The sequence below is a fragment of the uncultured Polaribacter sp. genome, assembly GCF_947497695.1.
Lineage (GTDB): Bacteria > Bacteroidota > Bacteroidia > Flavobacteriales > Flavobacteriaceae > Polaribacter.
This window is the reverse complement of the sequence record NZ_CANMHM010000020.1, coordinates 1-17536: the sequence shown is the minus strand read 5'-3', so window position 1 is coordinate 17536 and position 17536 is coordinate 1. Positions and strand designations below refer to the sequence as shown.

At 27.9% G+C, this 17536-nt stretch carries 12 protein-coding genes; 8 read left to right on the top strand and 4 right to left on the bottom strand.

Features of this window, described 5'->3' with window-relative positions:
• Positions 1 to 97: 97 nt before the first annotated feature.
• Complete coding sequence (locus tag Q0731_RS12645; protein WP_299064667.1) at positions 98 to 1435, top strand: MATE family efflux transporter; 1338 nt, start codon at positions 98 to 100, stop codon at positions 1433 to 1435.
• A gap of 121 nt (positions 1436 to 1556) precedes the next feature.
• Positions 1557 to 2123: a TetR/AcrR family transcriptional regulator gene (locus Q0731_RS12640; protein WP_299064665.1), complete on the top strand. Its 567-nt coding sequence runs from the start codon at positions 1557 to 1559 to the stop codon at positions 2121 to 2123.
• Positions 2124 to 2171: 48 nt separating this feature from the next.
• Here Q0731_RS12640 and Q0731_RS12635 read toward each other — a convergent pair whose 3' ends face one another.
• A complete protein-coding gene (locus tag Q0731_RS12635) occupies positions 2172 to 2843 on the bottom strand; it encodes a DUF2461 domain-containing protein (protein WP_299064663.1) in 672 nt (223 codons plus the stop codon).
• A gap of 319 nt (positions 2844 to 3162) precedes the next feature.
• Here Q0731_RS12635 and Q0731_RS12630 point away from each other — a divergent pair, with 319 nt between their 5' ends.
• From Q0731_RS12630 to Q0731_RS12610, 5 genes are all read left to right on the top strand, one after another.
• A complete protein-coding gene (locus Q0731_RS12630) occupies positions 3163 to 3975 on the top strand; it encodes a DUF1853 family protein (protein ID WP_299064660.1) in 813 nt (270 codons plus the stop codon).
• Between the two features lie 209 nt (positions 3976 to 4184).
• Positions 4185 to 4859, top strand: a complete 675-nt coding sequence (locus tag Q0731_RS12625) for a class I SAM-dependent methyltransferase (RefSeq protein WP_299064658.1) — start codon at positions 4185 to 4187, stop codon at positions 4857 to 4859.
• 612 nt (positions 4860 to 5471) lie between these two features.
• Positions 5472 to 7925: an endopeptidase La gene (gene lon / locus Q0731_RS12620; protein WP_299064656.1), complete on the top strand. Its 2454-nt coding sequence runs from the start codon at positions 5472 to 5474 to the stop codon at positions 7923 to 7925.
• Between the two features lie 384 nt (positions 7926 to 8309).
• Positions 8310 to 8606: a type II toxin-antitoxin system HigB family toxin gene (locus tag Q0731_RS12615; protein ID WP_299064654.1), complete on the top strand. Its 297-nt coding sequence runs from the start codon at positions 8310 to 8312 to the stop codon at positions 8604 to 8606.
• Positions 8607 to 8609: 3 nt separating this feature from the next.
• Positions 8610 to 8969, top strand: a complete 360-nt coding sequence (locus Q0731_RS12610) for a helix-turn-helix domain-containing protein (protein ID WP_299064651.1) — start codon at positions 8610 to 8612, stop codon at positions 8967 to 8969.
• Positions 8970 to 9172: 203 nt separating this feature from the next.
• Here the strand turns inward: Q0731_RS12610 and Q0731_RS12605 are convergent, their stop codons facing one another.
• From Q0731_RS12605 to Q0731_RS12595, 3 genes are all read right to left on the bottom strand, one after another.
• Positions 9173 to 9859: a hypothetical protein gene (locus tag Q0731_RS12605; protein WP_299064649.1), complete on the bottom strand. Its 687-nt coding sequence runs from the start codon at positions 9857 to 9859 to the stop codon at positions 9173 to 9175.
• Between the two features lie 2 nt (positions 9860 to 9861).
• Entirely contained in the window at positions 9862 to 12849 is a 2988-nt protein-coding gene (locus Q0731_RS12600; RefSeq protein WP_299064647.1) for an N-6 DNA methylase, read from the bottom strand.
• Between the two features lie 568 nt (positions 12850 to 13417).
• Entirely contained in the window at positions 13418 to 15784 is a 2367-nt protein-coding gene (locus Q0731_RS12595) for a TonB-dependent receptor (protein WP_299064645.1), read from the bottom strand.
• Between the two features lie 215 nt (positions 15785 to 15999).
• Between Q0731_RS12595 and Q0731_RS12590 the strand changes: the two genes are divergently transcribed.
• Complete coding sequence (locus Q0731_RS12590) at positions 16000 to 17121, top strand: NAD(P)/FAD-dependent oxidoreductase (protein WP_299064643.1); 1122 nt, start codon at positions 16000 to 16002, stop codon at positions 17119 to 17121.
• The last annotated feature ends 415 nt before the right edge of the window (positions 17122 to 17536 follow it).

The following is a 17536-nucleotide window of genomic DNA, read 5'->3' as shown; positions in this document are numbered from 1 at the left end:
AGTTTTAGCAAAGTTAAATATTTTAAAAGAGCTATAATATTTTTTGATGCTACATTTACAGAATAGTTGGTTTTTATGATGATATTTGCAAAATATTATGGCAACATCATCTAACGAGTTAGGCACCCAAAAAATAAGTAAATTATTGATAAAACAAGCAGTTCCTGCAACAATAGGAATTCTTGTAATGTCTTTAAACATGATTGTCGATACTATTTTTGTAGGGCAATGGATTGGTGTTTTAGCCATTGCTGCCATTACAGTAGTTTTACCAATTGTATTTTTAATTTCTTCTATTGGCATGGGAATTGGCATTGGAGGAAGCTCAATTATATCTAGAGCTTTAGGTGCAGAAAACTCAGAAAAAGCATTTCTTACTTTTGGCAATCAAATTTCATTAACTTTAATTTTAGCAATACTATTTGTTACGCTAGGCAATATTTTTAGCATTCCTATTTTAAATTTATTCGGTGCAAAAGGAAATATTTTACCAATTGCATCTGAGTATTTTGGTGTCATTATTTATGGTGTTCCTTTTTTAGCTTTTGCTATGATGGGAAACCCAACAATTAGAGCAGAAGGAAAACCAAAATTTGCCATGTTTGCAATGATTATTCCTGCCGTTTTAAATGTTTTGTTAGATATTTTGTTTATCAAAGTTTTTGGTTGGGGAATTTGGGGAGCTGGTTTGGCAACTTCTTTAGCCTATGCAAGTTGTGGTTTGTATATTCTATCTTTCTTTTTATCCTCTAAAAGTGAATTGATAATTATTCCAAAAAACTTTTATCTAAACTTTAAAATTGTTCGTGAAATTGTGCAATTAGGTGGTGTAACAATTGTAAGGCAAGGTGCAATTAGTCTTTTAATGATTGTTTTAAATTACTCCCTTTTTAAATATGGAGGAGAAATATCTATAGCTGTTTTTGGAATTATTAATAGAGTAATGATGTTTGCTTTATCACCTGTTTTAGGGGTTTCACAAGGTTTTTTACCAGTTGCTGGTTTTAATATTGGCGCAAATAAAAACGATAGAGTTAAAGAAACCATTAAAAAATCTATTTGGTTTGGTACTATACTTGGAACCTTCATTTTTATAGGAATTGTACTTTTAAAAGAAGAAATTATTTGGGTGTTTACAAACGATGTTACGCTGTTAGAAAAAACACCAAATGCTATGATTATTGTATTTTTAGTAACACCAATTGTAACCATGCAATTAATTGGATCTGCTTATTTTCAAGCCGCAGGAAAAGCAATTCCTGCCTTAGTCTTAACTTTATTAAAACAAGGAATCTTCTTAATTCCTTTAGCTTATATTTTGCCTAAATATTATGGTGTAAATGGTGTTTGGTGGTCTTTTCCTATTGCAGATTCATTGTCTACCATTGTTACAATCTGGGTTTTAAAACGAGAAGTTGATAAAAATTTGAAATAAAACTTACAATTGTTAATATATTGTTGATACTATTTTTTTTAAATTTGAATTTAAACAATAATAATACGTAAATTGTGAGATTATACTGATATATAAATAATGAAACGCTCATTCTATAAATATGTCTAAAAAAAAGGCTTTTAATACCTCTAAAATACTACAAAAAGTAACTACACTTTTTCATTCTAAAGGATATTCTGACACTTCAATGCAAGATATTGTAAATATTAGTGGATTGAATAGATCTAGTATTTATAATACCTTTGGTAGTAAGTTAGACCTTTTTATACTTTGTTATGAAACATCAGAAGCCAAATACAGAAGAGACATTCAACAAATACTTCTTTCTTCTACAAATGCCTTAAAATCAATAAGACAAATACTTGAAATTTCTATAAATGACAGTTATAATGGGTATTTAATTCCTAATTATTTTTTTGAAGTCAAAAACAGTGAGCCTTCTATTCAAAAACTAATTATAAATCAACAAGAATATTTATTAGAGTTATTTGAAGACGTTATTAAAAGAGGTCAGAATGTTGGGTCTATAAATAATAGCAAATCTAATAAACAATATGCTTTGTATATTTTAACATCTTATTTGGGCATTCAATCTGCTAAATTTATAAACAAAGAAAAAAACAAATTAGAAAACATTGTTTATGATATTATTTCTATACTAGAATAACATATTTATTTGAAACGACTATTCTAAACTAGAATTCTATTATTGTTTTTAAATAATCGATTCTCCATTTAAATTTGTGGTTAAAACATCACTAAACAAGTTAAAAAACGGACGTAATGCTTTAAAACTATCGTCTAATTCTGATAAAAAATTTGGGGATAATACTTCTTCATCCGTAAAATTTTTAATTGCAATAAAACCTTTTTTACGCAATAAATCAATATCTTTATGTTCCTTATCAAAACCTCTTGGAGCAGATTTTAATTCGTCTCCCTTAAATTCTCCTCCAAAATGTTTTATGTAATTCTTGTCCGCTAAAATTTCTCGAAACTCACTTGCATCTTGTTCTATTTCTTTTCTAATTCTATGCAGATCTTCTTTTTCTGGTTGCCAAAAACCACCTCCTAAAAAAGATTCTCCGGGTTTTATTTGTAAAAAATAACCGCCTCTTAATTCTTTACCTAATCTAGAAAAAGAAACTGCCAATCTAGGATTATAAGGTGTTTTGTCTTTAGAAAAACGAACATCTCTGTAAATTCTGTAAATTTTCATTTTTTCTACTTCATCATGCATTTCTAAGTTTGTTTTTATTTGTAAAAACACTTCTTTTACTTCAGATTGAATGTTTACAAAAGTGGGTTTGTTTTCTGTAAACCAATCTCTATTATTATTTTTTTGTAACTCTTTTAGAAATTGAAAACTGTTTTTTTTGAATTGCATTTAGATAAAATTTTAGATTTTAAATGTACAAATTATTATGACAAATAAGGAATTGAAGCAATTGTGATTTAAAAATTAATTATGATTAAATTAGCCACGAATTTTAATTTTTAAAAACTAAAGAAGATTTCACGAATATAAAATACATTTGAAAATTTAGAAATTCGTTCAATTAATTTTTATGTGTTCAATATAACATCTAATTAATTCGTGAATTCGTGGCCAAAAAAATGTATTTGAAACTTTAAAAATTTATACAATTAATTTTTATGTGTTCAAAGTGATGCCTTTTTAATTCGTGAATTCGTGGCAAAAAAATATGCATCAAAAAACAAAGGATATTCAAAAAAGGTACGATGGTTTTTTACAAACAAATTGTTTGTGGAAAAACGATGCTGTTTATACATTAAAGCAATTTAAAATTAAAGCTACATCATCAAAAGTAAATATAGCAATTGATGATAAATTACGATTAGGAAAATATATTGAGCGTTTTGTTTCTTTTCAACTATCACAAGAAAAGAACCTTACTATTATTTGTGAAAATATTCAAATTCAGAAAGAAAAAAGAACGTTAGGAGAATTAGATTGTATTCTTAAAAAAGAAAATATACCAATTCATTTAGAGGTTATTTATAAGTTTTACTTGTATGATGCCTCTGTTGGAAATACTGAAATTGAACACTTTATTGGTCCAAATAGAAAAGATGCTTTGGTTGAAAAACTACATAAATTAAAAGAAAAACAATTACCTCTACTCCACTCTAAAGAATGTATTTCGTTTTTAAAAACCATCAATTTAAAACCTTTAGAAATAGAACAACAAGTTTATTTTAAGGCACAATTATTTGTTCCTTTTTCTAAACAAAACATTCAATTAACCAATTTAAATCAAGAGTGTATTGTTGGTTTTTATAGCAACCAAAAACAAATAGAACATTTTTCTAATTGTAAGTTTTTTATTCCTAATAAAAAAGATTGGATTGTAATTCCGCATAAAAATGTAAGTTGGTTGTATTTTAAAGAATTTAAAATTTTAACCCAAGAATATTATCAAAGAAAATTTTCGCCACTTTGTTGGATAAAAAAAGAAAATGGAGAACTTTTAAAAATATTTTTAGTTTGGTGGTAGTTTTTGCTTTTGATTTGAGATGATGTAGATTCGTTTTAGCCACGAATTCACAAATAAAATTTGTAAAATAGAACAAATTTTAAAGATAAAAATGGAAGATTTGTGAAAATATTTTTATAGTACTTGATCTAAAATTCGTGCATTCGTGGCAAATTAAAATACACAAAATAAAAGTAGCATTCAGTTCTTAAATACAAATTATTTTTAGGATGAAAAAAGAGAATAAAATCATAAAAAACAAAAAACCTTGGCCAACCAAAAAAGCCATGGAACAAGTGTATGACATGAAGCTTTGGGGAAGTAATTATTCTAAATTTTATTCAGGAGATGGCTCTCATCAATCAGAAATTGTAAAACCCTATATAGCAATCGTTGCCTCATTTTTAACTTCTTTTAAAAACAAAATTTCTGTGTTAGATTTAGGTTGTGGAGATTTTAATATTGGTAAAAATTTGGTGCATTTAACCAATACTTATATTGCTGTTGATATTGTGCCTGACTTAATAGAACACAATAAAAAACAGTTTAAAAATAGAAATTTATCATTTCAATGTTTAGACATTGCTGAGGATCATTTACCCAAAGCAGATTGTGTTATTTTAAGACAAGTATTGCAACATTTATCAAATGCAGAAGTACAAAAAATTGCAAGTAAATTAACTAATTACAAATACATTATACTAACAGAACATTTGCCAAATGGAAATTTTACACCAAATAAAAATATTATTTCTGGACAAGGAATAAGACTTAAAAAACAAAGCGGAATTGACTTGTTGGCTGCTCCTTTTCACTTAAAAGTGCAAGAAGAAAAACAATTGTTAGCTTATAATTTAAAGGGTAATAAAGGTGTAATTGTTACAACACTTTATAAACTTTTTTAGAGGAATAATCTTGTACTAAAACTTCAGTAGGAATCTGTAGTTTTAGATTTAAATTTCGAATCAAAAATCAATTAAAAATAAAAATGTCTTCCTGAGCTTGTCGAAGGATTTTCAAAGTTTAACTAAAAAGTCTTCGACAAGCTCAGACTGACAAATCGTTATTGTAATTTTAAAAAGTAATAACTAAAAACAATATTTTTCAAGATTTTAACGAATTAAATGAGTATGAATTGGAAATTCAAACTTAAAATTGTTGCCACGAATTCACGAATTAAAATACAATTTTGTCATTTCGAACGTTAGTGAGAAATCACATAAAGTTGCTTATTATGGTTCTAAATGTTATTTGATTACTAGTATCGTCAAAATTACATTTGAGCCTTCTAAAAATCTAAAAATCGGCAATTCGTGGCTACTTAAAAGCCAATAAATTCTATAAGAAAATCTGACTAAACACATCAAAAAAAACCTTGGCATAACAATTGTTTTTATATTGATGATAATTGATAAAGCATTAAATATACTTCTGATTATCAATAACTTAAAAAAACAACATTGATATTGATTGATTCTTTAAAAAAAATCAATGTCAGTATGACAGATATATAAAAGATGAGCAAACCAAAAATAATGCATATAGACAATTTGTCGCTTCATAATATGTTAAATGAAGATTCTGAATTGATTCCTCTAATGACACCAGAAGATGAAGAAATTATTAATAAGGAAAGTGTGCCAGAAGTTTTAGCTATTTTACCTTTAAGAAACACGGTTTTGTTTCCTGGAGTTGTAATTCCTATTACTGCTGGTAGAGATGCTTCTATTCAGTTGATAAAAGATGCAAACAAAGGCGATAAAGTTATTGGCGTTGTTGCACAAAAAAACGAAGAAATAGAAAAACCTACTTTAAAAGACATACACACAACTGGTGTTGTAGCTCAGATTTTACGTGTTTTAAAAATGCCTGATGGAAACACAACAGTTATCATTCAAGGTAAAAAACGTTTTGAAATTGATGCAATTATACAAGACAAACCATATTTAAAAGCTACTGTAAAAGAATCTTTAGAAGATAGAGTTGTAGAAGATGAAAAAGAGTTTGAGGCCATTATAGAATCTATCAAAGAACAATCTTTAGAGGTCATTAAAGAAAACCCAATGTTGCCTTCTGAAGCTTCTTTTGCTATTAAAAATATAAAATCAGATTCGTTTTTGGTAAATTTCATATCCTCAAATATGGATTTATCTGTGGCTCAAAAACAACTTATTTTAGAAAAAGACAATTTAAAAGATCGTGCTTTATTGGCATTAAAAAACCTAAATAAAGAACTTCAAAAATTAAAATTACGAAACGATATTCAGTCTAAAACAAGAGAAGATTTAGACCAACAACAACGAGAATATTATTTAAATCAGCAGTTAAAAACCATTCAAGATGAATTGGGAGGTGTTTCTAATGACGAAGAGTTAGAAGAAATGCGAAAACAAGCCAAAACTAAAAAATGGACAAAAGAAGTAGCTAAAACGTTTGAAAAAGAAATCAATCGTTTAAAAAGGATGAATCCTCAAGCTGCAGAATATGGTGTGCAAAGAAGTTATTTAGAATTGTTGTTAGAATTGCCTTGGGGAATTTACTCTGAAGATAAATTCGACCTAAAACACGCCACCAAAGTTTTAGACAAAGACCACTTTGGTTTAGAAAAAGTAAAAGAAAGAATTATAGAACATTTGGCAGTTTTAAAGTTAAGAGGCGATATGAAATCGCCAATAATCTGTTTATACGGTCCTCCAGGTGTTGGTAAAACCTCTTTAGGAAAATCTGTTGCAGAAGCTTTAGGACGTAAATATATTAGAATGTCTTTAGGTGGTTTAAGAGACGAAGCAGAAATTAGAGGTCATAGAAAAACCTATATTGGTGCCATGCCAGGACGTTTGATTCAGAATCTAAAAAAGGCAGAAACTTCAAACCCTGTTTTTGTGTTGGATGAAATTGATAAACTTGGACAAAGCCATCAAGGAGATCCTTCTTCTGCGATGTTAGAAGTCTTAGATCCAGAACAAAACGAGTCTTTTTACGACAATTATTTAGAAGTTGGTTACGATTTATCGAAAGTACTTTTTATTGCAACTGCCAATAATTTAGGCCAAATTCCTTGGGCATTACGTGACAGAATGGAAATTATAAATGTTACTGGCTATACTATTGAAGAAAAAATAGAAATTGCCAAAAGACATTTATTACCAAAACAATTAAAAGAACATGGTTTAACTACCAAAGACTTAAAATTAGGCAAAAAACAATTAGAACAAATTGTAGAAGGCTATACAAGAGAATCTGGAGTAAGAGGTTTGGAAAAGAAAATTGCCAAAGTGGTTCGTTTTGCTGCTAAATCTATTGCTTTAGAAGAAGATTATGAGGTTGCAGTAGCTTCAGAAAAAATTGAAGAAATTTTAGGAACTCCAAGAAATAGAGACAAGTTTGAAAACAATGAGGTTGCAGGTGTAGTAACTGGTTTGGCTTGGACAAGTGTTGGAGGAGATATTTTATTCATAGAATCTATTTTATCTAAAGGAAAAGGAAACCTTTCTATTACAGGTAATTTAGGTACTGTAATGAAAGAATCTGCCACAATTGCCATGCAATACATAAAATCGAATGCTGAAGAGTTTGGTATTAAACCAACTGTTTTAGAAAAATACAATGTACACATTCACGTGCCTGAAGGTGCAACACCAAAAGATGGCCCAAGTGCTGGTATTACCATGTTAACGTCTTTAGTTTCTTCTTTTACACAACGTAAAATTAAAAACAAATTGGCAATGACTGGCGAAATTACTTTGCGTGGAAAAGTATTACCAGTTGGTGGAATTAAAGAAAAAATATTAGCTGCTAAAAGAGCCAATATCAAAGAAATTATTTTGTGTAAAGACAATGAAAAAGACATTTTAGAAATAAAAGAAAGCTATTTAAAAGGCTTAACTTTTCATTATGTAACAGAAATGAAAGAAGTGATAGATATTGCCCTCACAAAGCAAAAAGTAAAAAATGCTAAGAAATTAGTGTAATTTAAAAAGGCTCACATTTTGTGAGCCTTTTTTTATGTTTAATTGTCAACAAAATTTAGTTTTTTGCAACTTCTTTGTCATTCCTGCGAAATCAGGAATCCATTTTTTTATTTTAGATTCGTTGAATAATCTATCTTTTTTTTGAAGCTATTTCCTGCTTTACGCACTCGCTTTTTTATTCTGAAAAAGAATAAAAAGAGCTCAAACAATTGCTTCAATCAGGGCTAGACTTGTTTGCTAACTTTAATATTTACAGATATTTACATCTGTTTTACTAGCTTTAAATGAAACACAAAGTAAAATTTAAAAAATATTACGTTTTTTAAAATAATATTTTGATAAACAAAACTTTAAATACTATCTTTGTTATCATAAAATTAAATAATGCGTATTGTTACCTATAAACGAATACAAGAATTTGTAAAAAAACATGCAGACTCAGAAACTGCTTTAAATGTATGGTATCATACAACAAGCTCTAAAACTTGGAAAAACCTAAGCGATATAAAAAAAACCTTTAATAGTGTAGATTATGTTGGCAATAATAGATATGTATTTAACATTAAAGGAAACAATTACAGACTTGTTGCAATTATTTCATTTAATGCACAAAAAATGTATATCCGATTTATTGGAACACATGCAGCATATAACAAAATTAAAGATATTAAAAATAGTTAAGTAATGATACAAACAGCACAACAATACAAAGCAATTACAGAACGTATAGAAGAGCTTTTACAAGACACCAACAATATAGAAAATAAAGATGCTAAAGGCTATATAGAACTTAACATCTTATCTGATTTGGTAGCTGATTATGAAGAACAAAATTACCCAATTACAAAACCATCATTAACAGAGGTTGTAAAATTACGAATGTTAGAACTTGGCTTAAACCAAAAATTATTATCTGAACTTTTAGGGGTTAGCACCTCTAGAGTTAGTGAGTATTTAAACGGAAAAAGTGAACCAACTTTAAAAGTAGCAAGAAAAATAAGTCAGAAATTAAGTATTGAACCTTCTATTGTTTTAGGGGTTTAATATTTTGTAAATCTCTTTTTTTTGCAAACTGTGGCAATCTTTTGATAAAAAACAGATTACTTCATTCGTTCCTCATTCGTAATGACGCTTATTTATTAATTTTAAAATGGATGTCGTTTTAATTAGGGGTTTGACTTGTTTGTTGGTTTTATTGAGTAACTAAAAACTCTTAGTTTAAATAGAAAAAATATGCTTTTTAGAGTTTAAATACTCAAATCGACAAAATAATGGTTTAGAGTAATAAAGGATTTATCAGTTTTTATATGATTTGATGAAAATTTACTTAATCTATCATCTTTAAAATAACAATAATTATTCAATAATTCATCTTTATTCCATTTTAACACAGATTTTAATTTTCCAGAAATTAATTGATTAATCCAGTCATTGATTTTATCAGACCAATAATTAGAGTTCTCTCTTTGCAAATAACCCACTATAGCACTGTTAGATAAGTTTACTCCATGTACATTGTGTTTAAATCTTTCTATACCACCCGAAAGTTTTAATGGGTTACTTCCTATAACATATTCTTTTTCTCTAGATTTAGATAATGTTGTAGTAAGTCTTTTTGCTTCAAGAGTGAAAAACGGAGATGAGTCTGCATAGTGACGGAAAACACCAATATCAACTTTTCTATTTTGCCCTTTTTTTTGTTTCTGTATAACTTCTTGCTGAAAAATAAAAGGTATATTTTTTGAAAAATAAGCAAATGTATTTACAAGATTTTGGTTTAATTCTTCTTCCGAAGCATCTATTTTTCCTTTAAATTGATTTTGAAATTTAAGTAAAGTTTTTTCTATAAACTCAATTAGTTTTTTTGTGATAACACCTTTTTCTATTGAAGGGTTTGGAATGTTAGATATGGGATTATAATTGTCTTTTAACATAATTAATAACCAGCATTATAAAGATCAATTATTGTTTCGTCAGCATCTCTTAATGCAACTGATTGTAACCAATATCTTAATTCTTTTGGTTTTAAAAGATAAATGTAATCACCATCATAAATTTTTACAACTCTATTTATTCTATAGCTTGTTCCTAATTTATTATAAACCAATTCAGCAATATGATTTTCTATTTTTTCATTTATCAATTCATCAGTTATATTAGGTTTACCATTACCATACTTATAAATTGTACAAATAAATGATGCTGTTTGGTAAATATTTTCCTGATAATATGCTTTAGTATCTGTTTTAAATAGTGAATTTAAGACCTCACAAAAAACAAGACTAAAATTAAGAAGTTCTACTTTAGAAGCAGTTTCTATTACTTTTACATTTGTATCTTTTCCTAAAAAATCTAAGCTGAAGTTTAAAGTATCATTAATAAGTATTTCATTGTACTTTGTTAACTCAATATCTTTCTTTTTTTCGGGAAACGGAAGGTTAAGAATGTCTTTTTGTAAAATTGTTTTAGTAGACCTACTAACACCACTTCTTGAACTTGTGGTAGTTATGTGAAAACGATAAAGTGAATTATTTTTAATTCTTGAATGGACTTTCTTTAATTCATTCAAATCTTCATCTGGGCAATGTATACCAAACACTTCATTTTTGTAACCAAGTGGATTATCACTCAAATAAGTTGGTATTGAATAAGTTCCAATATTTTTTTTAATAAGTAAAAGAGGTGATTGAAAAATTTCCTTTTTTCTTGGCCATTGAAAAAACTGACCTTCTATTTTTTCAGTTCTATTAATTCCTTTTTCATCAAAATTTTCAGGTTGAAAATACTGAAGACCTGTAAGAAAAGAAGCTTTAGAATATCCGCCTTTTTTCTTTTCAAAGTCAGATTCAATTAAATCTTCATCTTTTTTACCTTTAATAAAACCATCCCCATAAACCCAATTATCTTCTTTCCTTTTATCTAAAAACTCTTTTAATGTTTGAAATTTACTTAATTGATTAATAAAAGGTGTTAATCTTCCTCCTCCTAATAAATTAGATTTCCAAACAAAAGGATTCTCCAATACTTCATTTGTATTTACTTTATGAAAATCGTAATGGTCTATTTCAAAATATTGACGCTCTTTTGCTGATTTTAATTTTTTTACAGTTATATGATAAATAGGGTTATTATCAGGTACTTTATTTTCAATAAAAAAGGCAGATACAGCCACGTTTTTTTCATTTCCTTTATTCTTAAATAACACATTGCTTAGGTAAGTAAAATCTATTATCTGAGGAATATTATATTCTTTAAACAACCATTTTCTAAAATTAATTGGCTTCTGTGAATTGTTGTATAATAAAGGACCAGATGGTAAAATAAATGAAAGTAGTCCATTATCTTTTTTAACGAGTTTAGTTCCTAAAGTAGAAAACAATAAAGCACTTTGGTTGTTGGGTATAGGTTCTTGTAATTTTAAATTTGAGATAAAATCTAAAATTTCTTTATCTTTCTTTGCGGTGTACTCAATAAATGGAGGATTGCCAATTATAAGGTCAAATTTATTATTTTGATTCTCTAAATACCAACCAAAAAATCCTAATGGAGCTTTGTAGGAAACAACATTGCTACTTAAATCATCAAAACGCAGATTTTCCCATATAACCTTTGGTGATAAAATGTCACATAAAGTTAAGCTTAAACTAAAAATAGCTAAATCTACTGCTTCATTTTCTATATCTACGCCAAATACACTCTCTTTTAGAAGTTTCTTTAATTCTTCTAAATGTTCTTTAGCTGGAGTAATCCATTTACCCGTTTTTTCATAGTTTAAAACTCTCCACCAATCAATAATACGTTTGTATGCCGAAACTAAAAAAATACCAGAACCACAAGCAGGATCTAAAACCTTAAATTTTTTTTTTGGTTTATCAATAGGCATACATTCATCAACCATAAAACTAACTAAATAAGATGGCGTGTATGCAACACCTTTATTATTGTCAGCCTCTAAAAACATTTCGTAAATACTACTAATTAATTCTATAGGAAGATGGTTGAAAGAATATAACCTCCAAAACACAAATTGATTTCCATCTTTTACACCAGATAAGAAATCAGCTAAAGGAGATAAATCAATTTTCTTAATTTTTTCTTTATATTCATTTGATAGATAAAATATTTTACCATTAAAATGCCCACTCAAATATTCAAAAAGATTTAAAGCATAATTATTTCCTTTTCTAATTGTTTCAGTAAAGCTATTTGTAAAACCAAATTTTTCTTGATTAAAAAAATCAGAACTAAAAACTCGAGTTTCATTACCACTTTCATCTATATCAACTCTTTCTTCTAAATATTTTACTAATATCCCTAACACAAGTAATTTACTTGCAATTATTTTATCGGCTAAACCAATATTTTTTAAAAATTGATGACGTGTATTTTTTAATTCTGATATTAATTTTTCGTAAGCTGTTTCACTATAACCAAAATCAATTTTTGTTTCCTCCCAAAAACTCCCATTATCAAATTTTTTAGCAGAATACTCTTTGTATTTTTTTATTGCTCCTCCTGTAATTTCTAATATTTCAAAAGGAGAGACATTTAGTTTACCTTTTTTATGTTTAACAGGTTTTGAGGAATTGAAAAACTTAATTTCTGATTTTGTTATTACAAGATATAATCGAACTTCAGTACTACTCCAAACATTTTTATGAATTTCAACAATAGGTTTTGTTTCTGATGTGAAATCGAAAATATATAGTTGTGGTTTTGCAGACCTTGTTGAATCTGAAAAGTTTCTAAAATATATTGCATCTGCACCAACTTTTTTCGCTTTTTCAAGTGATAAACGTTGGTAATAGGTAATAGCATTTTTTTTAAGTTCAGAAACGTGAATTAACCCAACAGAATTACCATCAGTATCAAGCATCTCTAATTGAGATAGACCACTAATATATTCTGTTGATGTTGAATTCATATAAAACTTTTATCTTTAATCTACAAAAATGCAAAAAAAGCATCTAAAAAAAGTGTGTTTATTCAAAAATTGTATTTTATATTGATTCTTCCAGTTTATTTTTTAATAAAAACCTGATGTATACATTGATATGACGTCCTTTTTTATAAATTATATAATTATTTAGCTAAGATAGTTTTTTTTACCTTAAAAAAAGAAAAGGAAAATACCTAATCTTCAAATTTTTAAAACACATTTATAACAGTTTTAAATGAAAATTAGATGTTATTTTTTCATCAAAAACAAACACTTTTAAGAATGAAGTTTCATCTATTATTAAAATGAAAAACATGCAAAAAATGCTTTATTACCCTCTTTTTACTTTCGATATGTTGTTTACATTACAAACAATAATTCATTTGATTAGACAAAGGTTCTAATGCTTTATTTTAATTTCTATTTTAAAGACTTAACTGATTTTATCGCCACTTTCATGAAATTCTAAACCTAAATACTCAAAATTCTTGTCACTAAAAGATGCACACATTAATTGCATTAGTGTTTTAGCCTTGAGTTTTACAATAAAATTCTAAAACTTATAACTATACCCAATCCTCACAACCTGAGTTTCATAATAATCATTGGCAGTATAACTAAACTCATTCCCTTCTATTTCTCTTTTTAAAACCATAGTATTTAAAATATCGGTGGCATTTATAAAGAGTGCTCCTTTTCCTTTTTGTATCGTTTTTTTAACTCCAAAATCTAAAGAAAAACGGGCGTCAACTTTTCCTTGTGGTATAATATCTGGTGCTAAATACACTGCAGAAACTTGTGCTTCAATATCGTTTTTAAAATGAAAAGAATTGTTCAGTTTTAAGTTACCAGAGTAGGTTTGTTGTGTATCCGCAGAAAAAATATGTGGTGTAGGATATTGGTTTTCTACAGTAAACGCATCAATTTGGTTTCTGTAAACGTTTACAGTGGTATTAAAATCATAAAAATCAGTAATTTCTTGTTCAAAAACCACCTCAACACCAGAGTTAAAACTTTTATTCACATTCTGAAAAATAGCATAAATAAGGTTGCTATTTGGCACAATACTCGAAATTCTTGTAATGGTTCCATCAGAAAATTTATGATACAATGCACTGTAAATACTACCTGTTTCCCAAGTATATTTATGACCTAACTCAATAGAATTGGTAAATTGAGCTTGCAATTCTGGATTACCTACTTTTATAATTTCTGCATCATCATATTTAGGAAAAATACGAATATCAACTTCATTAGGTCTGTCTACTCGTCGATTATAAAAAACCGATATTTTATTTTCAGTATTGAACTTATAAGCAATTCTAACATTAGGGAAAGGTTGTGTGTAGTTATAACCATCACTTTTGTAAGTTGGATGATTTGGGTTTACATCATAATCAATCTGCACATGTTCTAAACGTACACCTAATTCTGCTTCCCATGTTTCAGTTTCGTAGGTATAATTTCCATAAATGGCAGGGATCAATTCGTTATAGGTTGCTTCTCCTCCTGCATCTGCATCTAATACCGAATTTACTCCTGGAATAAACAACATATTGGTAGGTATATTTCTAAATCTAAACTTTAGTCCTGTTTCAAAAAAACCATATTTTAGAGGCTTTTTATAATCCACATTAAAATCATATACTTGCTCATCAGACAATAATTTAAAGGCATCTTTTCCTTTAGAAGAAGGCAAAAAATTATCATAAAAATATTGTTCATCTTCTCTATGAAATGTATAATTGAAGCCAATATTTAAAGAATGCCCAGGATCTTGAAACTTGTGTTGATAATCTGCTGTAGCAATGACCGTTGTTTTTAACTCGTCTTCTAAAAATTGCCACAAACGCAAACGTTCACTAAAATCTTGATTAAAAAATGGTTGATCTCCTCTATCAATAATTTTTTCGCTTCCAAATAAACCTGAAATGGTTAAAGAGTTTTGGTCGTTAAAATTCCAATCAACACCAGATTTTAAGGTTGTAAAATGGGTATCTCTATTTCTTTTTAATTGCTGATTTATAAAATCTCCATTATCATAGGTTCGTTCTACAAACTCGTTTTTAGTCAACGTTTCTGTATATAAATAATCTCCTTGAAAAAAGATATTGACCTTGTTTTTTAAATAATTTAAAGACACACTTGGGTTTACTTTTGGGGTTACTGAATATTGAGGTCTTATGGTTGGAAAATTATCTTTTCTTTCCCATAAAGAACCCAAACCAGTAGTAAAACCAACTTTACCATTAAAACCTTCATTGTTGTTTTTCTTGTAAATAATATTGATGATTCCTGCATTTCCATTTGCTTCATATTTGGCAGAAGGATTGTTGATAATTTCTATTTTATCAATTGCAGATGCAGGGATATTATCTAAACCAGATTGATTGCCAAAACCTGTTAAAGCTGTTTGTTTGCCGTTGATTAAAACGGTTACTTTATCACTACCTCTTAACTGAATTTTGCCATCATTAATAGTTACACTTGGTAAGTTTTGCATAGCTTGCAACACAGATCCACCAGAACTAATTTGATTGTTACTTAAAGCAAAGGTCTTTTTATCGAGATTTCCGCTAATTAAATTGGCTTTAGAAGTAATTGTTATTTCATCTAAAGAAGTAGCGTTTTCCTGTAATTCTATGGTTGGTAATTTTAAAAATTTTGATAATTTACCAACAAATACAGGTTGCTTTTTTGTTTGATACCCAAGGTAAGAAACTTCTAAAATATAGTTTGCTGATTTGATATTTTCTAAGCTAAAAAAACCAGCTTCATTAGTGGCTGTTCCGCTTACAAAAGTACTATCTGTTTCTAATTTAACTAAAACACTTGCAAAAGGAACAGGACTTTTAGTAGTAAAATCTATTATTTTTCCAGAAACAGTAACTTTTGTTTGTGCTTTAATGTTTGTAAACATTTGAAAAACTAAAACAAACGATATAAGACTTATTTTAGTAATATAATTTTTAACCATTTTTTATTTTAATTATCAATGATCAAAATTAGTTTTTATTAATTGATTATTTGTGTTATTTAATAATTAATAAAGTTCGTTTTAATATTTTTGTTTTACAATTATTTCTTTTCTGACAAATGAAATTGATTTACTTTAACAAAAATATTTTATAGTCTATGCATAATTTTGATGTTGTTATTATTGGAGGTGGAACAGCTGGCTTAATGTTGGCCAGAGAATTGGGGAAATTAAAACGCAAAACACTTGTTTTAGATAGAAAAGATAATTTACTAGCGTTTTCTTTTAACACTTTGGGGAGTTTCATCAACATCAAAGATTTCAATTTAACCAAAGATGTAATTTCTAAAGAAATTGATACGCTAATTTTTAAATCAAAAAATGTAAAGAGAGCTATTAAAACAGATAATTTATATGTTTTAGATAAGAAAAAAGTACATGAAGAACTTATCAATGCAATGAATACTGATGATGTAACTTTAAAAACAAATATCCATATTAAAGATATTTTAAAAGATGCATCTGGCAATTTTACAGGTGTTATTGATAAAGATAATAATGAATATTATGCTAAAATTATTGTTGATGCTTCTGGTACAAATGCCATTATCAGCAAAAAAATAGGTTTAAGAGCCAAAAAAGTTCCTTTGGCAACTGGTGTAGAATATAATGTAGCCTATTTAGGTAACCCTAATACAATGTATCTTTTAAGTGGTAAAGAATATCAAGGAGGTTATGGTTGGATTTTTCCACTAAAAAACAAAAGAGCCATTATTGGTTTTGGATCGTATAATAATGAAGTGATTAAAGATTTAAAACGGCGTTTAAATGATGTTTTAGAATTTCCGTTTATTAAAAAATTAGTCAAAAAAGACAATGAAAACGTTGAAGGTGGTAGCATACCAATTACACCTGTTTTAGAAAAATTTGTCGTCAATAATTTAGTCTGTGTTGGTGATAGTGTATCACAAGTAAACCCAATTGTTGGAGAGGGTTATAAGTTTATTTTTGAAGCTGCTTTAATGGCGAGTAAAGCAATTGATAAATCATTAGAAAAAGAGGATATAAACTGTTTAGTTGCATATGAAACGGAATGGAAAAATAGATTTTCAGCAAATTATAAACGTTCTAAAAGTGCTCAAGAAAAACTTTATAAATATACCAACAACAATTTTGTGATGGATACTGCTCTATTATTAATGAGGCTAAGATCTGATGAAAGAATTGTGCGTTCTTTATCTGGAGAATATGGTTTGGAGAATAAACATGTGTCATCCTGAGTTTATTAAAGGAACGTTATAGATTCTCAAAAAGTCTTCGACAAGCTCAGACTGACATTACTTAAATTACATTGAAAGAGTTAAAAACACAAAATTTCTGAAAAAGAAATATCACTCGAACTGACATTGTAAATAAAACTTAAAATAGGTTATTATAATATTGTAAAACCAATTAAAAATACGGGTGTCATACTGAGCTTGTCGAAGGAACGTTATAGATTGTCAAAAAGTCTTCGACAAGCTCAGACTGACATTACTTAAGTTACATTGGAAGAGATAAAAACACAAAATTTCTGAAAAAGAAATTTCACTCGAACTGACATTGTAAATAAAACTCGAAATAGGTTATTATAATATTGTAAAACCAATTAAAAATACGTGTGTCATCCTGAGCTTGTCGAAGGAACGTTATAGA